This window comes from Geothrix fuzhouensis, assembly GCF_024609325.1.
GTDB lineage: Bacteria > Acidobacteriota > Holophagae > Holophagales > Holophagaceae > Geothrix > Geothrix fuzhouensis.
Map to the genome: position 1 here is coordinate 618,196 of NZ_JANHMQ010000002.1, position 18,180 is coordinate 636,375.

The following is an 18,180-nucleotide window of genomic DNA, read 5'->3' on the forward strand; positions in this document are numbered from 1 at the left end:
ACCTGGAGGCAGTTGCATGAACCAGGCGAAAACCCTTCTCATCATCGTGGCCATGACCGGGCTGCTGGTGTGGATCGGCGATTATTTCGGGGGCCAATCCGGCATGGTGCTGGCCCTCGCCATCGGCCTCGTGATGAACGGGGTGAGCTACTTCTTCTCCGACAAGATCGTGCTGGCCAGCTATGGCGCCAAGGTGGTGACGCAGGCCGACGCCCCCGAACTCTACGCCATCGTGGCGAACCTGACCCAGCGGGCCGGCCTGCCCATGCCCCGCATCGCCATCATCCCCGAGGACACCCCGAACGCCTTTGCCACGGGTCGGAACCCTGAGCACGCCGTGGTGGCCGTCACCGAAGGCATCATGCGGATCCTCAGCCGGCCCGAGCTGGAAGCCGTCATCGGCCACGAGCTGGGCCACGTGAAGCACCGGGACATCCTCATCGGCAGCATGGCGGCGGTGCTGGCCCAGGCCATCATGTTCCTGTCCCGCATGGCCATGTGGGTCAGTCCCCGGGACGAGGAGGGCCGCTCCAACCCCCTGGCCGGCATCGCCATCATGATCCTCGGCCCCCTGGCCGCGATCCTGCTTCAGATGGCCGTGAGCCGCTCCCGCGAGTACCTGGCGGACGACTACAGCGCCCACCTCACGGGTCGGCCCGACATGCTGGCCTCGGCCCTGGAGCGCCTGCAGAGCTACAACCAGCAGCTGCCCATGCAATCTGCCCAGCCCGCCACGGCGCACATGATGATCGTGAACCCCCTGAGCGCGGGCGGCCTCATGAGCCTCTTCTCCACCCACCCCCCCATGGCGGTGCGGGTGGAGCGGCTGCGGCGCATGCCCATCGAGGCCCGGTAGATCCTGATCAGACGTTGAAGAGGAAGTTCATCAGGTCCCCGTCCTTCACGACGTAGTCCTTGCCTTCCGTGCGCATCTTGCCGGCGTCCTTGGCCCCCTGCTCGCCCTTGTACTGGATGAAGTCCTCGTAGGCGATGACCTGGGCGCGGATGAAGCCCTTCTCGAAGTCGGTGTGGATGACGCCGGCGGCCTGGGGGGCCGTGTCGCCCTTGTGGATGGTCCAGGCGCGGACCTCCTTCACCCCGGCGGTGAAGTAGGTCTGGAGGCCCAGCAGGTCGTAGCTGGCGTGGATGAGGACGTTCAGGCCCGGTTCGGTCAGGCCAGCCTCCTCCAGGAAGAGGGGGCGGTCTTCTTCCGGCAGATCCTGGATCTCGGCCTCCAGCTTGGAGCAGATGGGAATGCAGGGGGCCTGCCGCTCGGCGGCCAGCTCCTGGAGCTTCCGGTAGTGGGCGTTGCCTTCGGGGTTCCGGATGTCCTCTTCCCCAATGTTGCCCACGAAGAGGGTGGGCTTCAGGGTGAGCAGGCCGTAGGACTTGATGAGGGCCTTGTCCTCGGCCGACAGCCCCGCGGTGCTGGCCCATTTGCCGTTGTCCAGGGCCGCGAAGACCCGTTCCAGCACGGCCACCATGGCCAGGGATTCCTTGTTGCCGGTCTTGGCGACCTTGCGATGGCGCTCCAGGCCCTTCTCCACGGCATCCAGATCCTTGATGACCAACTCCGTCTCGATGATGCCCAGGTCCCGCTCGGGGCTCACATTGCCCTCGACGTGCGTGACATTCCCATCCTCGAAGCAGCGGACCACCTGCACGATGGCGTCCGTCTCCCGGATGTGGCCCAGGAAGGCGTTGCCCAGGCCCTCGCCCTTGCTGGCCCCTCGGACCAGGCCCGCGATGTCCACGAACTCCTGGGCCGCGGGCAGGATGCGCTGCGGTTTCACGATTTCCGCCAGGGCCGCCAGGCGCGGATCCGGCACATCCACCACACCCGTGTTGGGCTCGATGGTGCAGAAGGGATAGTTGGCCGAAGCCGCGCCCGCACGTGTGAGGGCGTTGAAAAGGGTGGACTTTCCCACATTGGGCAAGCCCACGATGCCACAGGCGACGGCCATGCAATCCTCCAAGCCTTCCAGTATCACGTACCGGACATGTGACGAAAAGAACGGCTTCCGGGACTTGCGCGAGGGCTCCAGGCGCCATACTCTCCCGGCCAAGGTCACAGATGGGCCAGGGGAGGCAGCATGATCGTGCGGGCGGAATGGCCGGGCTATGTGGTGGACGTCCTCGTCCGCCCCGGCCAGGAGGTGGAGGAGGACGAGCCCCTGATGATCCTTGAGGGCACGGATTCCTCCCGCACCGCCTTCTACATCAATGCCCCGGAATGCGGGAAGGTCCGGGAAATCCTCATGGAAGAGGGCGACTTCGCCTATGAGGACGACGACCTGGTGGTGATCGGCGACTCCGACAAGGACGAATAGCCTCGCTCACGGCTAGACTGGAACCATTGTCCTGATGAGGTGCTCGATGGCGTTGGTCCGTGCCGAGATGGCTGGGAAGGTTCTGGAGGTTTGTGTCGCCGAAGGCGATGCCGTGGGCGAGGACCAGGACCTGGTCATCATCGAGAGCATGAAAATGCAGATTCCCGTGGGCAGCCCTGAGGAGGGGACGGTCAAGAAGGTCTTCGTGACTCCGGACCAGTTCCTGAACGAAGGGGACTCCATCGTTGAACTTGGGTGAGGTTCCTCGTGCGCAGAATGCTTGGTGTTGAGGTCTCGCGTATTCCCGCAGGGGATACCGAGAGGATGCAGATTCCCGTGGGCAGCCCTGAGGAGGGGACGGTCAAGAAGGTCTTTGTGACTCCGGACCAGTTCCTGAACGAAGGGGACTCCATCGTCGAGCTGGGCTGATGGAACTCCGCGTCGAACGCCTCGCGGGAACCGATGCTGGCATCGTCTTGCTGGGTCTGGACCGCCCTGCCGCGAAGAATGCGCTGGGGCGGCAGCTCCTGGCGGAGTTCCGCCAGGCTCTCGCGGATCTGCGCTTCGACCCGGCCGTCCGGGTGGTGGTGGTGCATAGCCTCGTGCCGGGCGTCTTCTGCGCCGGGGCGGACTTGAAGGAGCGGGCCGGCATGGCCCCGGCGGAGACCGCCGCCTTCGTGCATGGCCTGCGAAGCGCCTTCACGGAGCTGGAGGACCTGCCAATGCCGGTCATCGCCGTCCTGGAAGGCGTGGCCTTCGGCGGTGGGCTGGAGCTGGCCCTGGCGGCGGACCTCCGCGTGGCGGGGGCCGAGGCGAAGCTGGGTCTGGTGGAGGCGTCCCTGGCGATCATTCCGGGCGCCGGAGGCACCCAGCGCCTGCCGAGGCTCATCGGCGCTTCCCGCGCCAAGGAGCTGATCTTCACGGCCCGCCGCATCGGAGCGGAAGAGGCCGGGCGCCTGGGGATCGTGGACCGGGGGGTTCCCGCGGGCGGCGCCCTGGACGCGGCCCTGGCCTTGGCGCGGGAGATTCTCCCCAACGGGCCGGTGGCCCTGAAGATGGCCAAGCTGGCCGTCAACCGGGGGATGGAACTGGACCGGGACTCGGGCCTGGCCTTCGAGCAGGCCTGCTACGCCCAGGTCATCCCCACCCAGGACCGGCTCGAGGGGCTGGCCGCCTTCCGGGAGAAGCGGAAACCCCAGTACCGGGGCGAGTGATGTCGGATCACCACCATCACGGGCCCAGCATCACCGGGCGCCTGGCCTGGAGCGCCGGCATCTTCTTCGTCAGCTTCATCCTTCAGGGCCTCGGCGGGTGGTGGACGGGTTCCATCGGCCTGGTCAGCGACAGCCTGGAGAATCTTAACGATGTGCTGGTGAACAGCCTGGGCATCCTGAGCCTGTGGCTGGCCAACCGGCGGGATCCCGACGACCGCTGGACCTTCGGTTGGCACCGACTGGAGGTGTTCAACAGCCTCGTGGGCGTGGGTTTCCTCCTGTTCCTCGCTGGGGCCGTGGGCTGGGAGGCCCTGGCCCGCTTCCGCCATCCGGTGCCCATCCATACGGGCTGGGTGCTGGTGTTCTCCGGCATCGGCCTCCTCCTGAACATCGCGGCCACGGTGGTGCTGGTGCCTCGGGACCGCAGCCTGCTGGAGCGGGATGCCAATCTGCGTGCCGCCTACCTGCACGCCTTCGCCGACAGCCTCACCAGCGTCTCGCTGGTGGGGAGCATGCTCCTCATCCGGCTCACGGGTTGGCGCTGGGTGGATCCGGCCATCGCGCTCGTGATCCTGGTGGTCATCCTGCGGGGCGCTGTGCTGCTGCTGCGGGATGCCGTGGGCATCCTCATGCACCGGGCCGCTTTCGAGCACGAGTCCGTGAAGGCGGAGCTGATGGCGCTGCCGGGCATCCTCGGCGTGGAGGACTTCCGCAGCTGGAAGATGTGCAGCCACCTCACCATCGCCACGGCCCACATCATCGTGGAGGCAGACCGGCTGGGGGACACCGAGGCTCACCTCGAGCGCATCGAGCGCCTGTTGTGGGATCGCCATGGCGTCCGCCACCTCACCGTCCATTTCGAGACCCGGGAGATGGCGGATCACCACCACCACCGGTTCATCCACCAGCACGAGGTGGAGGCCGACCATCATCATTAAGCCGCATGTCATGCACGGCAAAACCAAGGGCGGCCTGGGGCCGCCCTTGGTTTTGCTGATGGGGGGAGAACGGAAGTCGGGACTGGCCTCAGTTTCCCATCCCATGCTTCTTCATGATGGCGGCGCGCTGGGTGTCGTATTCGCCTTGGGTGATGAGCTGGCCGTCGAAGAGCTCCTTGAGCTCGGTCAGCTCATCCTTGAGCGACTTGGCGGGGACCGCAGGTGCGGCGGGGGTGCTGCCGGCAGGGAAGCCCTGCTGGCCCATCTGCTGGGCGGCCCCGGTCATCTGCTGGCCCATCATGTTGCCCATGCCGAAGCCCAGGCCCACGCCCATGCCCATGCCGGCGACGCCGCCGGGGTTCTGGGCGGCGAGCGGGATGCTGTCGGCCACCTGCATCTGGGTGTAGGCGCCCATGACGGGGGCCATCATGCCCACGCCGGTGCGCTTGTCCATCATGGCTTCCACTTCCTCGGGCAGGCTGATGTTCTCCACGAAGAACTTGGACAGTTCCAGGCCCATGGTCTTGAACTCGTCCATGAGCTTCTGCCGAACCAGGTCCGATAGCTCGTCGTACTTGGCGGCCAGGTCCAGGGCGGGGATCTTGGACTCACCCAGCACGTCCGTGAAGCGGCTCATGATGGTCTTGCGGAGCTGTTCCGAGATGTCGGGCATGGTGTAGACGCCGTTGGTGCCCACCAGCTGCTTGAGGAAGGTGCCGCTGTCCACCACCTTGATGGAGTAGATGCCGAAGGCCCGGATGCGCAGCATGCCAAAGTCGGCGTCGCGCATCATGATCGGGTTCGAGGTACCCCACTTCAGGTCGTTGTAGAGCTTGGTGGAGATGAAGTAGACATCGCTCTTGAAGGGGCTCTCGAAGCCGTACTTCCAGCCCTTCAACGTGGCGAGGATGGGCAGGTTCTGGGTGGTGAGGTTGTGCGTACCGGGCTTGAACACGTCCGCCAGCTGGCCTTCGTTGACGAAGACGGCCTCCTGGCTTTCCCGCACGACGAGCTTGCCGCCGGTCTGGATTTCCTGGCCCCGCATGGGGAAGCGCCAGGCCAGTGTGTCGTTGGAATCATCCAGCCATTCGAGGATGTCGAGGAATTGGGCTTTGCCCCAGTCCATCAGACCCATGTGTCGTTCTCCTTGCGGCACTGGCCGCAGGTACGATTCTAGGCCGGGCTGTCAAGCTGGACAGGCTGCGCGATGGGAAAAACCGGCGAACGGTCGCCGCCCGCCGGACAGTGGGCGTCAGCGGCTCCCCTTGATCATGCGCACGGAGCCGTCGGCCTTGCTTTTGGCACCCGGCTGATCGATGCGCGCCTTGCTGTGGACCATGTGCGTGTCCGAGTCGATGATGCAGCGCCAGCCGCGCTCTTCGTTCGGCATCCGCAGATCCACTTCCCAGCCGCCCGAAGCGCCGTTCAGGGGGATGCGCCGGGCGCTGATGGCATGGCCACCCGTTTCTTGTTCGGCGATGGCCTTGGCTTCCTTGGCGGAGCTGATCGGCCCGGTCGCGTGGTGCCGGCGCGGCTTGGTGGAGCCAGCGGACAGGACAAGGGCAGGGACGAGCGCCAGGGCGGCGCCAAGGGTCAGAGAACGCATGGTGACTCCGGGGTGTGCCAGGATTCTAGTCTTGCCCGGGTGTGGTCTGCAATTGGAGCGCCTGACAAAACACCACACGAGGCCTGCCAGCGCGGCCTGCGGGATTTGGCAGGCCTCCTCTCAGGCCCGATAGAGCGTGGCCCCCCAGTGCAGGCCGGAGCCCAGGGCCGTGAAGGCCACGAGCATGCCGGGCTGGAGCCGCCCGTCCTCCAGGCATTCGTGGAAGAGGATGGGCAGCGTGGCGGCCGTGGTGTTGCCGTAACGCTCTATGTTGTGGGGCACCTTTTCCGGCGGCAAGCCCAGAGCCTTCTGCACCCCTTCGATGATGCGGAGGTTGGCCTGGTGGACCAGCACCAGGTCCAGATCCTCCACGGCCACGCCGGCCTCGGCGCAGACCTCGCGCACCGCCTGGGGCATCAGGGTGACGGCGGACTTGAAGACTTCCTTGCCGGACATGACGGGGAGCGTCTCGCCGGTCTGGATCTGTTCGGCGGTCACGAAGGGGCGTCGCTTGAAGCTGACGCCCGGCATGGTCAGCACGCCCGCGCCGGAACCATCGGTGAAGAGACGGGTCTTCAGCAAGCCTGCCACGCCTTCCCGCGCCTCGATCACCATGGCCCCGGCGCCGTCGCCGAACAGCACGGTCCGGTCGCGGCTCAGGGTGTTCTCCGCCCGTTCGGCCTCAGTGATCGCCCGGGTGGACTGGCCGATGAGGGTATCCCAGCCCAGGTGCCAGGGCATGAAACCTGTATGCACCTCAGCCCCCACCAGCAGGACCCGCCGGTAGCGGCCACTCTGGATGAGGAGGTCCGCCAGCTCCAGGCCGTACAGGAAGCCACTGCATTGCTGTCGGAGGTCAAAGGTGGGCAGGTCCGTGCGCAGGCCCAGGGCCGCCTGGAGCAGTGGGCCGTTGCCTGGGAGCACATGGTCCGGTGTCATTGTGGCGAAGATGGCCGCGTCGATATCCGCCATGCCGAGACCGGCCTTGGCAATGGCGGCCCGGGCGGCGATGACCCCGAGGTCCGTGGAACCCTGCCCCGATTCCGCGTAGCGCCGCTCCTGGATGCCACTGCGCACGCGGATCCACTCATCCGATGTATCCATGAGCCGTGACAGCGCTTCGTTAGTCACGATATGCGGAGGCAAGCCAATGCCGCTTCCAGTGATGACACTTTGCATGGAACGCCTTTCGGTAGGACGGGAGCGCGTCAGCATAGCCGGATTTGAAGTGCCGAACAAAACCCCTCCCGTGATGATGGGGGGCGGATGGGTGCCTTCACCGTTCGGGCAGGCCCAGAAGCCGAAGGGCGGTGGCCTGCTCGGTGGGGCGCTCGAGGCGCGCTCCATCAGTCCTCAGGGTGAGGATTCGCAGTGCGCCATCGGCGAAGCCCAGCAGCACCCCTTCCCGCGAGGTCCGGAAACAGCCCTGAGGGCAGGGCAGTTCCGTGGGCAGGGCCCAGGCCACCTTGAGCGTCCCTTCCGCAGTTTCGACGAACGCATTCGGCCAGGGGTCGGCCACGGCGCGGATCTGGTTGAACGCCGCTCCGACGCTCATGGTGAAGTCGAGGCGGGAGTCGGCGGGCTTCCGGCCACCGAAGTAAGTGGAGGGGCCGAGGGTTTTCTGGTCGATGCGGGGGAGGCTGCCGTCCACCAGTCCCGGCACAGCTTCGCGAACCAGGCCACGGCCGGCATCTGCGGCCTTGAGGGTGAGGCTCAAGGCCGTCTCATCCCAGTCGATGGACAGCCGCGCCTGGGCCAGAATATGGCCGTCATCGGGTTTGGGCGTCATGGCATGCAGGGTGACACCGGTTTCAGTTTCGCCGTTGACCAGCACCCAATTGATGGGCGCCCGGCCACGATATTTCGGCAGCAGGCTCCCGTGCAGGTTGTAGGCGCCGAGGCGGGGGAGCTCCAGGAACCGCGCCTGGATCATCTCCCGGAAATAGAAGCTGAAGAGGAAGTCGGGCTGGTGGGCCCGGATGGCCCCGAAAACCTCATCTGTATTTAAGGATGGCGCCAGGTGGACCGGAATGCCATGCGCCTTGGCCACGACTGCGGGAGGGGTGAACCATTGCTCGTCCACTCCCTGGGCGTAGGTGTATAGGGCCTTCACCTCGACCCCGGCCTCCAGCAGGCCCTCCAGGGCCGCGGTCCCCACGCTGGAATAGGCACATACCACGGCGGTTGGGCTCGGCATGGTTCCTCCGCCATCAGCATCTCATAATCCGTTGACCTTCCTGTGCGTAGCCCTATGTTGTGCCAGGGAGTCACCCCATGCGCCTGCGTGTCCTGCCCCTCTTGTTCGGCGCTGCGCTGATGATGGCGGGCGAGGATCCCTTCGAGGCGCCTCCGGAGGTGCAAGCCTTCGCCCGCGAGCACACGAACATCCGCGAGGGCGTTCCCGCCAAGGTTTCGGCCCTGCTCAAGGCCTTCTTCACCCCCCCCGAGGAGGGCGGACTGGGAATCGTCTATGACAACGCCTACACCCGGACTCCCAAGGAGGTCTGGCGTGACCGCAAGGCCAACTGCCTCAGCCTCACGGCCCTCTACGTGGTGGCCTGCAAATCCATCGGCCTTCAGGCCCGGTATGGCGAACCGTTGCGCATCAGCCGCTGGCGGCGGGTGGGAGCGACTGTGCGGTTCGAACGGCACGTGGTGGCCGTGGTGCAGGGTGGAACCCCGGGTCAGGAACTGGTGGCCGACTTCCTGCCCGAAGTGCGCCGGGACACCATGCTCATCGCCCCGTTGGAAGCCAGCCGGGTGCGGGCGCTCTTCTACAGCAACCGCGCCGTGGAACTGATGGCGGAGTCCCGCATGGAAGAGGCCCTGGCGTCGGCCCACCGGTCCCTCGAGGTGGATCCTGGCTCGGGCGTGGGCTGGAACATCCTGGGCGTAGTCCAGCGGGCCCAGGGGCTGGACGCCGACGCCGAGGCCTCTTTCCGCAGGTCCCTGGTTGTGGATCCCAAGGATGGCGCCCCCTGCGGGAATCTGGAAAACCTGCTGCGGGCCCAGGGGCGGCTGGAAGAGGCCCAGGCCTATCGGGAGCGCGGGCTGGAGATCCGGAAGCGCGATCCGTTCTTCAACGCCTTCCTGGCCGAGGAGGCGCTCGGAGAGCAGCAGTGGGATGAGGCGGCCCGGCGCATCAAGCAGGCCATCAGGCTCCTCCCCATGGAACCCGAATTCTACTGGATCCAGGCGCGGGTGGCCCTGGCCCAGGGGCGGACGAAGGACGCCATCAAGGCCCTGGAGAAGGCCAGGAAGTGGGCCCAACCGGAAGCACAGGCCCGCTATGACAGCAAGCTCAGCCTGCTCCGGAACATCAAGCCGGAGTGAGGCCCGAGGACGTCAGTTGGACTCCAGTTCCGCCAAGGCGGCCTGGGCAGCCTCACTGTCGGGGTGGTGCAGCAAGCACTCGCGCAGGTAGCGGCGGGCCCCGTCCAGGTCCTCCAACTCCCGCCTGGCCTCGGCCAGGTGGAGCAGGGCTTCCTCGGATTGGCCGTCCACCTGGAGGGCCTGCCGCCAGTGGCTCTCGGCGCGATCCCAGTCACCGAGTTCAGCGCAGCCGTGACCTGCGTCCAGAAGGTATCTGAGGTTGCGAGAATCCATGCGCACCGCGCGTTCCAGGTCCAGGCGGGCGGGCACCTGTTCACTCAGGTTGGCTTGGGCGAGCCCTCGCAGGTGCCAGAAATCGGCCTGCCCGCGGCAGGCTTCACTCAGGCCGTTCAGGTAGGGCAGCAGCGCCTCCCAGGCGTCCATGCCGGCGAGGCAGTCGGCCTGGAGCAGCAGAAGGCTTGTGTCATCTGGCGCGTTTCGAAGCAGGGCGGCGACCTCCCCGTAGGCAGTCTCGTACTGCCCCAGGGCCACCTCGACCTGCAAGAGGATCGGCGGATGATGGTCACCCCGGCCTTCGGGCGGCAGCTTCGCCAGCAGCTCCTTGGCGGAGGTCGGGTCGTCTTCCCACCAGAAGGCGAATTCAGCCCGGCGGAGCTGCCACTCCTGGCGAAGGGCTTCCCCTTCGGGTCCGGCGGGCAGGGTTCGCCAGGCCCGCTCCAGACTTCCCAGGGCCTGTTCGGCCTCACCCCGTTCGAGGGCGATCTGGTACCGCTCCATCCAAAGCTGGAAGGCGTCAGGCAGGTGGCTGACCGCAGCCTCCGCCACCTGCCAGGCCCCGGCCAGATCCCCCAGCCGCCGCCGGGCCACGCTCTCCGTGAGCCAGAGCAAGGGCTGGTCGCGGCGATGGTCGCGGGGGAGTCCCGCCACCAGGGCCAGAGCCTCGGCCGGCCGGCCGTTCCGCAGCAGGTACATGCCGGCGGCGCCCCGATCCCAGGGCAGGCGGGGATCGCCGTGGTGGGAGGCCAGCACGGCCAGGGCCCGCTCGACCACGTCCTCTCGGCCGTGCTGGAGGCCGGCCAGCATCAGGTCCTCAAGCACCAAGGGGTCGTCCCAGGCCAGGGGCAGGGCGGCTTCGAAGTGGGCCCAGGCTTCGTGCAGCGCATCCTCGTGGCCGGAGCGCAGCAGGAGAATCCCCTGCAGGTGGTGCAGCCGTGCCATGCGCGGGGCCAGGCGAATCAGGCGATCCCCCCAGGCCAGCCGCCGGGCCGATGGCGTACCTGGGATTCGGCGGAAGATCTGGGATATCACCAAGCGCTTCCAAAGAGGAAGGCGGGCAAGGTGGGCTTCCAGGGCGTCCAGCCAGGCCCGATCCCGGTAGCCCAGGGCCTGGTTCGCTACGCTCCGCAGAAGGCGGATCCGGTAGCCCAGCTCTCCCGTGGCGAGGGGGGCCTGGGCCAGGCGCTCCGCCACGGCAGAGGCGGGATCGCCCGCGGCCCACAGCGCTTCCGCCTGGGCCAGCCGCGCCGGGTAGACCCACGTCTGGCGTAGTGCCCAGCCCACCCAGGCCCCCGCCACCACGGCAACGGGGAGGATCCATCCGAAGGCGGGATCGCGTCGGAAGCCTTCCACTGACAGGAAGACCGCCAGGAGGATCAGCAGGGTGCCCAGGGCCGGACGCAGGGAGACCTTCTTCATGGCTCCAGGGTACGCGACGAGCCAGGGTCGAAACCGGGATCCAGGGGACTAGGGCGATCAGGCCTTGGTGACGTTGGCCGCCTGTGGGCCCTTGGGCCCTTGCACCACGTCGAAGGTGACGCGCTGCTTTTCTTCCAGGGTCCGGAACCCCTTGGCCTGGACGGCCGAGTAGTGGACGAAGATATCGGCCCCACCCTCATCGGGGGTGATGAACCCGAACCCCTTCTCGGCGTTGAACCACTTGACGCTGCCTTCGGACATGACTTTCTTCCCGGGGACCTGGCCCCTCACGCCTGGAGGTTGATCGCGCGACCCGCACCAGGCATGGGGATCGCGGGGGCTTGCGCCCGCGCAGGGACGGGATCCCCGACGGGAGTCCGCCCCACTTTCACGGTTGTTGAGTTGGTAAAGATAGATGGTTGAGAGGGATTCTAGGGTCGGGGTTTGTGTCCAGCAAGACCCAAATCAGAGGCTCAGGTTCGTGTGGTCACTTTCAGGCCGATGACCCCGATCAGGAGCAAGGCGAGGAAGCAGAGCCGTGCCGGGGTCGCTGGTTCCCGGAAGAGGAGCATCCCCAACACTGCGGCCCCGAAGGCGCCAATGCCCACCCAGACGGCGTAGGCGGTACCGATGGGCAGATCCCGGGCGGCCAGGCCCAGCAGGACCATGCTGCCCACGATGGCCAAACCTGTGAGGATCGAAGCCAAGGGTCGCGTGAACCCGTGCGTGTATTTCAGGCCAATGGCCCAGGCCGTCTCCAGAAAGCCGGCGATGAGGAGGAGGGTCCAGCTGCGCATGGGGGTCCCGGAACAAAGAAGGCGGCCAGGAGGCCGCCTGCTGAGAATAGAGCGTTCTCTTCCGATCAAATACCCTGCTGAATTTCCTTCGCGATCACCAGCCGCTGGATGTCCCGACCGCTGGATGACTTCGCGGCCTCCGGGGGAGGCTGCGAAGTCAGGATCCGGCGAGGAGGGAATCAGGCCGGAGTGGGTCCGACTAGTTCCCCTGCTGAATTTCTTTCGCGATGACCAGACGCTGGATCTGATTCGTTCCTTCGTAAATCTGGAGCAGCTTGGCGTCGCGCATGCACTTCTCGACGAGGTAGTCGCGGCTGTAGCCGTTGCCGCCGAGGATCTGCACGGCGTCGGTGCTGACTTCCATGGCGGTGTCGGTGGCGAAGGTTTTGGCGATGGCGCTCTGCTTGGAGTTCTTGATGCCGTTGTCGGTCATCCAGGCAGCCTGCCAGGTCAGCAACCGGCTGGCCTCGATCTTCTTCGCCATGTCCGCCAGCATGAAGCTGATGGCTTGGTTGGCGAAGATGGGCTGGCCGAACTGGATGCGGGTCTTGGCGTAGTCCAGGGCGATCTCGTAGGCGGCGCGGGCCACGCCTACGCCTCCAGCGGCCACGGCGGCGCGCGTCTGGTCCAGGGTCTTCATGGCGATGACGAAGCCCATGCCTTCCTTGCCCAGGATGTTCTCCACGGGTACTTCGGCATCGTTGAAGTAGAGCTCCACCTGGTTGGATGCACGCTGGCCCATCTTGTCCATGGCCTTGCCCACCACCAGGCCCGGCGTGTCGCGGGGCACCACGATGCAGCTGGTGCCACGGGCCCCCTTGCTGGGATCGGTGCTGCAAAAGAGCGCGTACCAGTCGGCGTAGCCGCCGTTGGTGCAGTAGCACTTGGTGCCGTTGATGATGTACTTGTCACCCTTCTTCTCGGCCCGGCAGCTCATGCCACCGGCGTCGGAGCCGGCGTTGGGCTCGGACAGGGAGAAGGCCGCGAACTTGGGTTCCTCCGCGAGCATGCCCAGCCACTTTTTCTTCTGCTCGGGGCTGCCCGCGATGAGCATGGGTGTCATGGCCAGGCCGTTGGCCATGATGGAGGTGTAGAGGCCGGCGCAGCCCCAGGCCAGCTCTTCGCAGACGATGGCCTCCTCGACCTGCTTGGCGCCGGGGCCGCCGCAATCCTCGGGCACCAGGGCCTGAAGGTAGCCCTGATCCCAGGCCGCCTTGTAGACGTCCACGGCCCACTCGCCGGTCTCATCGTACTTGCGCGCCACGGGCCGCATGATTTTTTCAGCGAACGTATGGGCGCGATCTTTTTCGGCCTGCTGTTCGGGGGAAAGTGAGAAACCGAGCATGAATACCTCTATGAAAAATGGAGGGGAGGTGACGTGGCTGGAAGATTCCGGAAGCATCAGTCTATCTGCCCACCCGTTTCCGCCCAAGGCCTGAGAGTGTGATTTAGAATTCCCGCGAGCCGCGACGGCGGCCAGCCGCGTGATCCAGCAAGGAAGCGTGCGCAGGGCGATGCGGGACATCGTCCAAGCGCGATGACACAACTGGGCGCGCGGCTGGCAGCCGTCCCTCCGGGCTGGGGCGGCGGGCGTCGCCTGGCGTCGTCCAGGGCCCTAAACATGGAACCACCATGCCTGCGGGCCCTGTCCTAGCCATGCTCGCCCGGCGCTCCCAGCGCGGCCCGTGCGAATTCTAAAACACACTCTGAGGCCCTGACGCGAAGTAGGATGACGACGGTCACATCGTGAGCTCGGGTTAAACTCAAGGGTTGGAGTACCCATGACCATCCGATTGACCGATCTTGGCAAGGCCGTGCTCGAGGCCGAATACGCTGTGCGGGGCCCCATCGTGGCCCGGGCCGCGGACCTGGAGAAGCAGGGCCGCGAGATCATCTACTGCAACATCGGCAACCCCCAATCCCTGGGTCAGCGGCCCCTCACCTGGAACCGGCAGATCCTGGCCCTTTGCGAGTATCCGGCCCTCATGGAGCTGGCTCCCGGGGCCTTCCCGCCGGACGTGATCGAAGCCGCGCGGGCGATCCTCGCTGGCACGAAGTACGGGTTGGGCGCCTACAGCGAAAGCCGGGGCGTGCGATTCATCCGCGAGGCCGTGGCCGAGTTCATCCTGGAGCGCGATCACATCGGGGTGGATCCCGACGCCATCTTCCTCACGGACGGCGCCAGCAAGGGCGTGCAGACCGCCCTGCGCCTGCTGATCAGCGGGCCCACGGACGGCATCATGATCCCCATCCCGCAGTACCCGCTGTATTCCGCCACCATCACGCTCTACGAAGGACGCATGGTGCCCTACTACCTGGACGAGGCCAACGGCTGGAAGCTGAGCCGTCCCATGCTGGAGGCCTCCCTGGCCCAAGCCAAGGCCGAGGGCACCCATGTGAAGGCCATCTGTGTCATCAACCCCGGCAACCCCACGGGCGCGGTACTGGACGAAGCCAACATCGAAATGATCATTGCCTTCGCCAGGGACCACGGGCTCACGATCCTGGCGGACGAGGTCTACCAGGAGAACATCTACCTGCCAGGTGACGAGTTCGTGTCCTTCGCCAAGGTGCTGCACCAGTCGGATGCGAAGGAGGTCTCCCTTTTCAGCTTCCATTCCTGCTCCAAGGGCTTCCTGGGCGAGTGCGGCGTGCGGGGCGGCTACTTTGAGTTCCGGAACGTGCCTCAGGATGTGGCCGCGCAGATCCTGAAGCTCCAAAGCGTGAGCTTGTGCGCGAACCTCGCGGGCCAGGCGGCGACTTATGCCATGGTTCGTCCACCAAAGCCCGGGTCTCCCTCCCATTCCCGGTACCTCCAGGAGAAGGGGGCCATCCTCGATGCGCTGAAGCAGCGGGCCATCCTGCTGGCCGAGGGGCTGAACCGCATCGAAGGCATCTCTTGTAATGTGATCGCCGGAGCCATGTACGCCTTTCCCCGGATCACCCTGCCGAAGGGGCGCACCGATTCCGACTATGCCATGGCCCTGCTGGAACAGACCGGCATCTGCGTGGTACCGGGTTCCGGCTTCGGCCAGGCCGAAGGCACCGCCCACTTCCGCACCACCATCCTGCCGCCCACGGAGAAGATCCAGAAAGTGGTGGATGCCCTGGGCGAGTTCCACCGCAACTACCGCTAGATCCTCCAGGAGTCGCCATGCGTCCCGAGCATCCCATCGTTCTCATCACCGGTGCGTCCAGCGGCTTTGGTGAAGCCATGGCGCGGCTGCTGGCCTCCCAGGGCTGCCACTTGGCCTTGGGCGCCCGCCGCGTGGAGCGCGTGCAGGCCCTGGCCGACGAGCTCGGGAAGGCTCACGGCGTGAAGGTCTTCGCCGGGGCCGTGGATACACGCCACACCGCCAGCGTGGATACCTTCGTGACGGAAGCCGCTGCGGCCCTCGGCGGGCTGCATGTGCTGGTGGCCAACGCGGGTCTGGCCAGCGGCACCTTCAAGATGTGGGAGACGCCGGACGAGGATCTGGAAGCCATGATGCGCACCAATGTCGAGGGCGTCGTGAAGACGGTCCGCGCGGGCCTGCCTCACCTCCGCAAGGCCGGCTGGGGCCACGTCTTCTTCATCGGCTCCACCGCCGGCCACCAGCCTTATGAGGGCGGCAGTGTCTACTGCGCCTCGAAGTTCGGCGTGAAGGCCATGGCCCAGAGCCTGCGCCTGGAACTGAACGGCGAGCAGATCCGCGTGACTTCCGTGGATCCCGGCATGGCCGAGACCGAATTTTCGAACGTGCGCTTGAAGGATGAGGACAAGGCCAAGGCCGTCTACCAGGGCGTGAAACCCCTCACCGCCTTCGACGTGGCCGAGTGCGTGCGCTGGTGCCTCATGCTGCCCGACCACGTGAACATCGACGAGATTCTCGTGAAGTGCGTGGACCAGGCCAGCGTCCATAAGCTGCATCGGCGGGCATGATCAGTCCCGGCTGAGCCTCAGCGCCAGCGGCAACGACGCGAGAATGGCCAGGGCACCCAGGGCCCAGCCGGCGCGGTAGCCGTAGGTGCCGATGACCCAGCCGAGGCTGAAGCTGCCGAGGCCGATGCCCGAATCAAAGGCGAAAAGCAGGGCGCCGAAGGCCGAGCCCCGCCGCTTGGGATCCGCGGACTCCAGCAGCTTCGCGTTGATGAGCGTGTGCATCATGCTGTAGCCCGCGCCGTAGAGCAGGGCCGAAATCACGTGGCGGAGCGTGCCGCCGGGCAGCGCCGCCAGCAGGGCCATCCCCGCGAAGGCACCCACGAGCATGGCCGGCAGCAGGCGGATGGGACGCTTCCCGAAACCCCGTCGAAGCATGGCGATGCGCATGAGCACCATGCCCACCGCCATGGAGGACAGGAAGGCCGAGGGCACGGGCATTCCCAGGGCCAGGGCCTCCTGGGCCGTATAGCTCCCCAGGGCGCCGTAGCCCAGCGCCACGCAAAAGAGGACAAGGCAAGGCACCAGTACGATGGCATCAGGCCACTTGAACCCTTCCGCGCGACCGTGGGGATGATCCTTCGGCAGGGTGGTTCCCAGCACGCCCAGGAGGACGAAGAGGATCGCCAGGTAATAGCCGATGGGTGCGAAACCCCAGTGCTGGTGGATCCACAGCCCCAGCAGCGGCCCCACGATGACGCCACCGGGGCTGGCCAGGCCGTAGAGGCTGAGGCCGTCGGCATGGCGGCCATCCGGCAGCACATGGGCCAGCGAGGCCATGGTGGCGGTGAGCAGTCCCGACCACACGATGCCATGGGGGAGGGCCAGGACGTAGAAGCCCCAGCGCACGGGCAGCACGGCGTAGGCGCCGAGGAAAAGCGCGTAGAGCAGGGCTGAGGTGATCACCAGCCGCCGATGGCCCAGCCGATCACCCAGGGCACCCGTGAACAGGGCGCCCAGGGCGCTGCCCGCCGTGAAGAGGCTCATGAACCGGCCGCTTTCCGCCAGCGAAGCCCCGAGGGCGCGCAGGCGGAGCGGTACCGTGGGAAAGAGCTGGAAGGCCGCAAAAAAGGTCAGGAAGGTGATGGCCCAGACCAGGGCGAACTGCCGCGTCATCAAGCGCGGCTGCGGGCTCGAAAGATCCTTCATCCCTCTACGATGACAGAGGGCGCCGACGCGGATGTAACGCCCGGTCTGTGGACGACCCGCTGGGCCATGGGGATGCACAGCGTCATCAGGCCCGCCCCGATGGCCCAGCCCCAGCGGAAGCCACCGCGTTGCATGACCCAGCCGAGGCCCAGGGATCCCAGCGCGGTGGCTGCATCAAAAGCAAAGAAGAAGGCCCCGGTGGCCGCGCCCCGACGCTGGGGTGGGGTGGTCTCCATGAGGTGCGTGAGCATCAGGGTGTGCACCATGCCGTAGCCCGCGCCGTAGACGAGGCCCGAGGTCAGGTGCCGGGCCAATCCGCCCGGCAGGAAGGCCAACATGGCGTAACCCACCGCGGTCAGGGCGGCCATGCCCGGCATGAGCGCCACCGGCCGCCGGCCCATGCCCGTCAGCGCCAACACGCCGCGCATGGCCATCATGCCCAGGGCGAAGCAGGTGAGGAACGCCGCCGGCCAGGCCATGCCCAGGGCCTTGGCCTCCTGGGCGCTGTAGGGCGTCATGGGGCCAAAGCTTAGGCCCACCAGCCCCATCACCGCCACGGCTCCCCACACGGAGCGGTCCGGCCACTGGAAGACTGGGCCTTCGATTTCGCGGGTCGCCTCGCGCGGCAGGGCCCCGATGAGGGCATACAGCAGCGCGAAGACCCCGGCCAGCAGCACCAGCATCCAGGTGAAGCCCAGGTGGGGCATGAGCCAGAGGCCCACCAGGGGCCCCACCGCCACGCCGCCGGGGCCGGTCAGGCCGAAAATCGACAGGCCCTGGGCCCGATGCGCCAGGGGCAGGATGCCGCCCACTTTGGCGACAGAGGCCGTGCGCAGGGCCGACCACAGCAGGCCGTGCAGCGGCGCCAGCAGGTAGAACACCCAGCGCACCTTCAGCAAGGCATAAATCACGAGGATCCCCACCACCGCCAGGGAGGCCACCCGCAGCACGCGGCGCGGCCCCAGGCGGTCGCCCAGGGGGCCTGTGAACAGCGCGCCGAAGCCCGAGCCCAGCATGAAGGCCGTCTGGAAGCGTCCGCTCTCCGCCAGGTCCGCGCCCAGCTCCCGCAAACGCAGAGGCACCACCGGAAAGAGTTGGTAGCCGGCGGCGAACACCAGAAAGTAGAAAACGCAGACCACGAAGAAGGGCACCGTCAGGAACCCGGGCCGCCTCGAATCATCTGCGTCCAGCATCCCTCC

At 66.6% G+C, this 18,180-nt stretch carries 20 protein-coding genes; 9 read left to right on the forward strand and 11 right to left on the reverse strand.

The window, feature by feature from the left end; all coding sequences use genetic code 11:
- Positions 1-16: 16 nt before the first annotated feature.
- Positions 17-856: a zinc metalloprotease HtpX gene (htpX, locus tag NOV74_RS10075; RefSeq protein ID WP_257311790.1), complete on the forward strand. Its 840-nt coding sequence runs from the start codon at positions 17-19 to the stop codon at positions 854-856.
- Positions 857-863: 7 nt separating this feature from the next.
- On the opposite strand, the gene ychF is transcribed toward htpX, so the two are convergent.
- A complete protein-coding gene (gene ychF / locus NOV74_RS10080) occupies positions 864-1,964 on the reverse strand; it encodes a redox-regulated ATPase YchF (protein WP_257311792.1) in 1,101 nt (366 codons plus the stop codon).
- Between the two features lie 129 nt (positions 1,965-2,093).
- On the opposite strand from ychF, the gene NOV74_RS10085 reads away from it, so the two are divergent.
- From NOV74_RS10085 to NOV74_RS10100, 5 genes are all read left to right on the forward strand, one after another.
- Positions 2,094-2,330: an acyl-CoA carboxylase biotin carboxyl carrier protein subunit gene (locus NOV74_RS10085; protein ID WP_243304506.1), complete on the forward strand. Its 237-nt coding sequence runs from the start codon at positions 2,094-2,096 to the stop codon at positions 2,328-2,330.
- A 46-nt stretch (positions 2,331-2,376) separates the two neighbouring features.
- The gene (locus NOV74_RS10090) at positions 2,377-2,589 is read left to right on the forward strand and encodes a biotin/lipoyl-containing protein (RefSeq protein ID WP_243304504.1); all 213 of its coding nucleotides are present in this window, start codon (positions 2,377-2,379) and stop codon (positions 2,587-2,589) included.
- 65 nt (positions 2,590-2,654) lie between these two features.
- Positions 2,655-2,759, forward strand: a complete 105-nt coding sequence (locus NOV74_RS15535) for a biotin/lipoyl attachment domain-containing protein (protein WP_482184092.1) — start codon at positions 2,655-2,657, stop codon at positions 2,757-2,759.
- Positions 2,759-3,544, forward strand: coding sequence for an enoyl-CoA hydratase-related protein (locus tag NOV74_RS10095; RefSeq protein ID WP_257311795.1), 786 nt, complete (start codon positions 2,759-2,761; stop codon positions 3,542-3,544). The genes NOV74_RS15535 and NOV74_RS10095 overlap by 1 nt, the downstream gene beginning before the upstream one ends.
- Positions 3,544-4,482, forward strand: coding sequence for a cation diffusion facilitator family transporter (locus tag NOV74_RS10100; RefSeq protein ID WP_257311797.1), 939 nt, complete (start codon positions 3,544-3,546; stop codon positions 4,480-4,482). Before NOV74_RS10095 ends, NOV74_RS10100 begins: the two co-directional genes overlap by 1 nt.
- 88 nt (positions 4,483-4,570) lie before the next feature.
- Here the strand turns inward: NOV74_RS10100 and NOV74_RS10105 are convergent, their stop codons facing one another.
- The 4 genes from NOV74_RS10105 to NOV74_RS10120 all read right to left on the reverse strand — a co-directional run bounded on the left by NOV74_RS10105 (position 4,571) and on the right by NOV74_RS10120 (position 8,285).
- Positions 4,571-5,617, reverse strand: a complete 1,047-nt coding sequence (locus tag NOV74_RS10105) for an SPFH domain-containing protein (protein ID WP_257311799.1) — start codon at positions 5,615-5,617, stop codon at positions 4,571-4,573.
- Positions 5,618-5,734: 117 nt separating this feature from the next.
- Positions 5,735-6,088: a hypothetical protein gene (locus NOV74_RS10110; protein ID WP_257311802.1), complete on the reverse strand. Its 354-nt coding sequence runs from the start codon at positions 6,086-6,088 to the stop codon at positions 5,735-5,737.
- 120 nt (positions 6,089-6,208) lie between these two features.
- Entirely contained in the window at positions 6,209-7,192 is a 984-nt protein-coding gene (locus NOV74_RS10115; RefSeq protein ID WP_257311805.1) for a 3-oxoacyl-ACP synthase III family protein, read from the reverse strand.
- Positions 7,193-7,364: 172 nt separating this feature from the next.
- Positions 7,365-8,285: a formyltransferase family protein gene (locus NOV74_RS10120; RefSeq protein WP_257311807.1), complete on the reverse strand. Its 921-nt coding sequence runs from the start codon at positions 8,283-8,285 to the stop codon at positions 7,365-7,367.
- A gap of 77 nt (positions 8,286-8,362) precedes the next feature.
- Here NOV74_RS10120 and NOV74_RS10125 point away from each other — a divergent pair, with 77 nt between their 5' ends.
- Positions 8,363-9,421, forward strand: a complete 1,059-nt coding sequence (locus NOV74_RS10125) for a tetratricopeptide repeat protein (RefSeq protein ID WP_257311809.1) — start codon at positions 8,363-8,365, stop codon at positions 9,419-9,421.
- 12 nt (positions 9,422-9,433) lie between these two features.
- Here the strand turns inward: NOV74_RS10125 and NOV74_RS10130 are convergent, their stop codons facing one another.
- From NOV74_RS10130 to NOV74_RS10145, 4 genes are all read right to left on the reverse strand, one after another.
- Positions 9,434-11,116 (reverse strand): tetratricopeptide repeat protein, encoded by a 1,683-nt coding sequence (locus tag NOV74_RS10130; RefSeq protein ID WP_257311811.1) that lies wholly within the window; start codon positions 11,114-11,116, stop codon positions 9,434-9,436.
- Positions 11,117-11,173: 57 nt separating this feature from the next.
- Positions 11,174-11,377, reverse strand: coding sequence for a cold-shock protein (locus NOV74_RS10135; RefSeq protein ID WP_257311814.1), 204 nt, complete (start codon positions 11,375-11,377; stop codon positions 11,174-11,176).
- Positions 11,378-11,589: 212 nt separating this feature from the next.
- Complete coding sequence (locus NOV74_RS10140; protein WP_257311816.1) at positions 11,590-11,913, reverse strand: DMT family transporter; 324 nt, start codon at positions 11,911-11,913, stop codon at positions 11,590-11,592.
- A gap of 199 nt (positions 11,914-12,112) precedes the next feature.
- Positions 12,113-13,258 carry an acyl-CoA dehydrogenase family protein gene (locus tag NOV74_RS10145; protein WP_257311819.1) on the reverse strand — a complete coding sequence of 382 codons (1,146 nt, stop codon included), beginning with the start codon at positions 13,256-13,258 and terminating at the stop codon, positions 12,113-12,115.
- Between the two features lie 436 nt (positions 13,259-13,694).
- On the opposite strand from NOV74_RS10145, the gene NOV74_RS10150 reads away from it, so the two are divergent.
- On the forward strand, positions 13,695-15,050 hold the full coding sequence (locus NOV74_RS10150) for an aminotransferase class I/II-fold pyridoxal phosphate-dependent enzyme (RefSeq protein ID WP_257311822.1): 1,356 nt from the start codon (positions 13,695-13,697) through the stop codon (positions 15,048-15,050).
- Between the two features lie 17 nt (positions 15,051-15,067).
- Complete coding sequence (locus NOV74_RS10155; RefSeq protein ID WP_257311825.1) at positions 15,068-15,835, forward strand: SDR family NAD(P)-dependent oxidoreductase; 768 nt, start codon at positions 15,068-15,070, stop codon at positions 15,833-15,835.
- On the opposite strand, the gene NOV74_RS10160 is transcribed toward NOV74_RS10155, so the two are convergent.
- Together NOV74_RS10160 and NOV74_RS10165 are read right to left on the reverse strand one after the other, a co-directional pair.
- Positions 15,836-16,981, reverse strand: a complete 1,146-nt coding sequence (locus NOV74_RS10160; RefSeq protein ID WP_257311827.1) for an MFS transporter — start codon at positions 16,979-16,981, stop codon at positions 15,836-15,838.
- A complete protein-coding gene (locus NOV74_RS10165) occupies positions 16,978-18,174 on the reverse strand; it encodes an MFS transporter (protein ID WP_257311829.1) in 1,197 nt (398 codons plus the stop codon). Before NOV74_RS10165 ends, NOV74_RS10160 begins: the two co-directional genes overlap by 4 nt.
- Positions 18,175-18,180: the final 6 nt, after the last annotated feature.

Bases quoted from the DNA above. Each gene is read 5' to 3' on its own strand.
- htpX (WP_257311790.1), top strand. From the start codon at position 17: ATGAACCAGGCGAAAACCCTTCTCATCATCGTGGCCATGACCGGGCTG.
- ychF (WP_257311792.1), bottom strand. From the start codon at position 1,964: ATGGCCGTCGCCTGTGGCATCGTGGGCTTGCCCAATGTGGGAAAGTCC.
- NOV74_RS10085 (WP_243304506.1), top strand. From the start codon at position 2,094: ATGATCGTGCGGGCGGAATGGCCGGGCTATGTGGTGGACGTCCTCGTC.
- NOV74_RS10090 (WP_243304504.1), top strand. From the start codon at position 2,377: ATGGCGTTGGTCCGTGCCGAGATGGCTGGGAAGGTTCTGGAGGTTTGT.
- NOV74_RS15535 (WP_482184092.1), top strand. From the start codon at position 2,655: ATGCAGATTCCCGTGGGCAGCCCTGAGGAGGGGACGGTCAAGAAGGTC.
- NOV74_RS10095 (WP_257311795.1), top strand. From the start codon at position 2,759: ATGGAACTCCGCGTCGAACGCCTCGCGGGAACCGATGCTGGCATCGTC.
- NOV74_RS10100 (WP_257311797.1), top strand. From the start codon at position 3,544: ATGTCGGATCACCACCATCACGGGCCCAGCATCACCGGGCGCCTGGCC.
- NOV74_RS10105 (WP_257311799.1), bottom strand. From the start codon at position 5,617: ATGGGTCTGATGGACTGGGGCAAAGCCCAATTCCTCGACATCCTCGAA.
- NOV74_RS10110 (WP_257311802.1), bottom strand. From the start codon at position 6,088: ATGCGTTCTCTGACCCTTGGCGCCGCCCTGGCGCTCGTCCCTGCCCTT.
- NOV74_RS10115 (WP_257311805.1), bottom strand. From the start codon at position 7,192: ATGGATACATCGGATGAGTGGATCCGCGTGCGCAGTGGCATCCAGGAG.
- NOV74_RS10120 (WP_257311807.1), bottom strand. From the start codon at position 8,285: ATGCCGAGCCCAACCGCCGTGGTATGTGCCTATTCCAGCGTGGGGACC.
- NOV74_RS10125 (WP_257311809.1), top strand. From the start codon at position 8,363: ATGCGCCTGCGTGTCCTGCCCCTCTTGTTCGGCGCTGCGCTGATGATG.
- NOV74_RS10130 (WP_257311811.1), bottom strand. From the start codon at position 11,116: ATGAAGAAGGTCTCCCTGCGTCCGGCCCTGGGCACCCTGCTGATCCTC.
- NOV74_RS10135 (WP_257311814.1), bottom strand. From the start codon at position 11,377: ATGTCCGAAGGCAGCGTCAAGTGGTTCAACGCCGAGAAGGGGTTCGGG.
- NOV74_RS10140 (WP_257311816.1), bottom strand. From the start codon at position 11,913: ATGCGCAGCTGGACCCTCCTCCTCATCGCCGGCTTTCTGGAGACGGCC.
- NOV74_RS10145 (WP_257311819.1), bottom strand. From the start codon at position 13,258: ATGCTCGGTTTCTCACTTTCCCCCGAACAGCAGGCCGAAAAAGATCGC.
- NOV74_RS10150 (WP_257311822.1), top strand. From the start codon at position 13,695: ATGACCATCCGATTGACCGATCTTGGCAAGGCCGTGCTCGAGGCCGAA.
- NOV74_RS10155 (WP_257311825.1), top strand. From the start codon at position 15,068: ATGCGTCCCGAGCATCCCATCGTTCTCATCACCGGTGCGTCCAGCGGC.
- NOV74_RS10160 (WP_257311827.1), bottom strand. From the start codon at position 16,981: ATGAAGGATCTTTCGAGCCCGCAGCCGCGCTTGATGACGCGGCAGTTC.
- NOV74_RS10165 (WP_257311829.1), bottom strand. From the start codon at position 18,174: ATGCTGGACGCAGATGATTCGAGGCGGCCCGGGTTCCTGACGGTGCCC.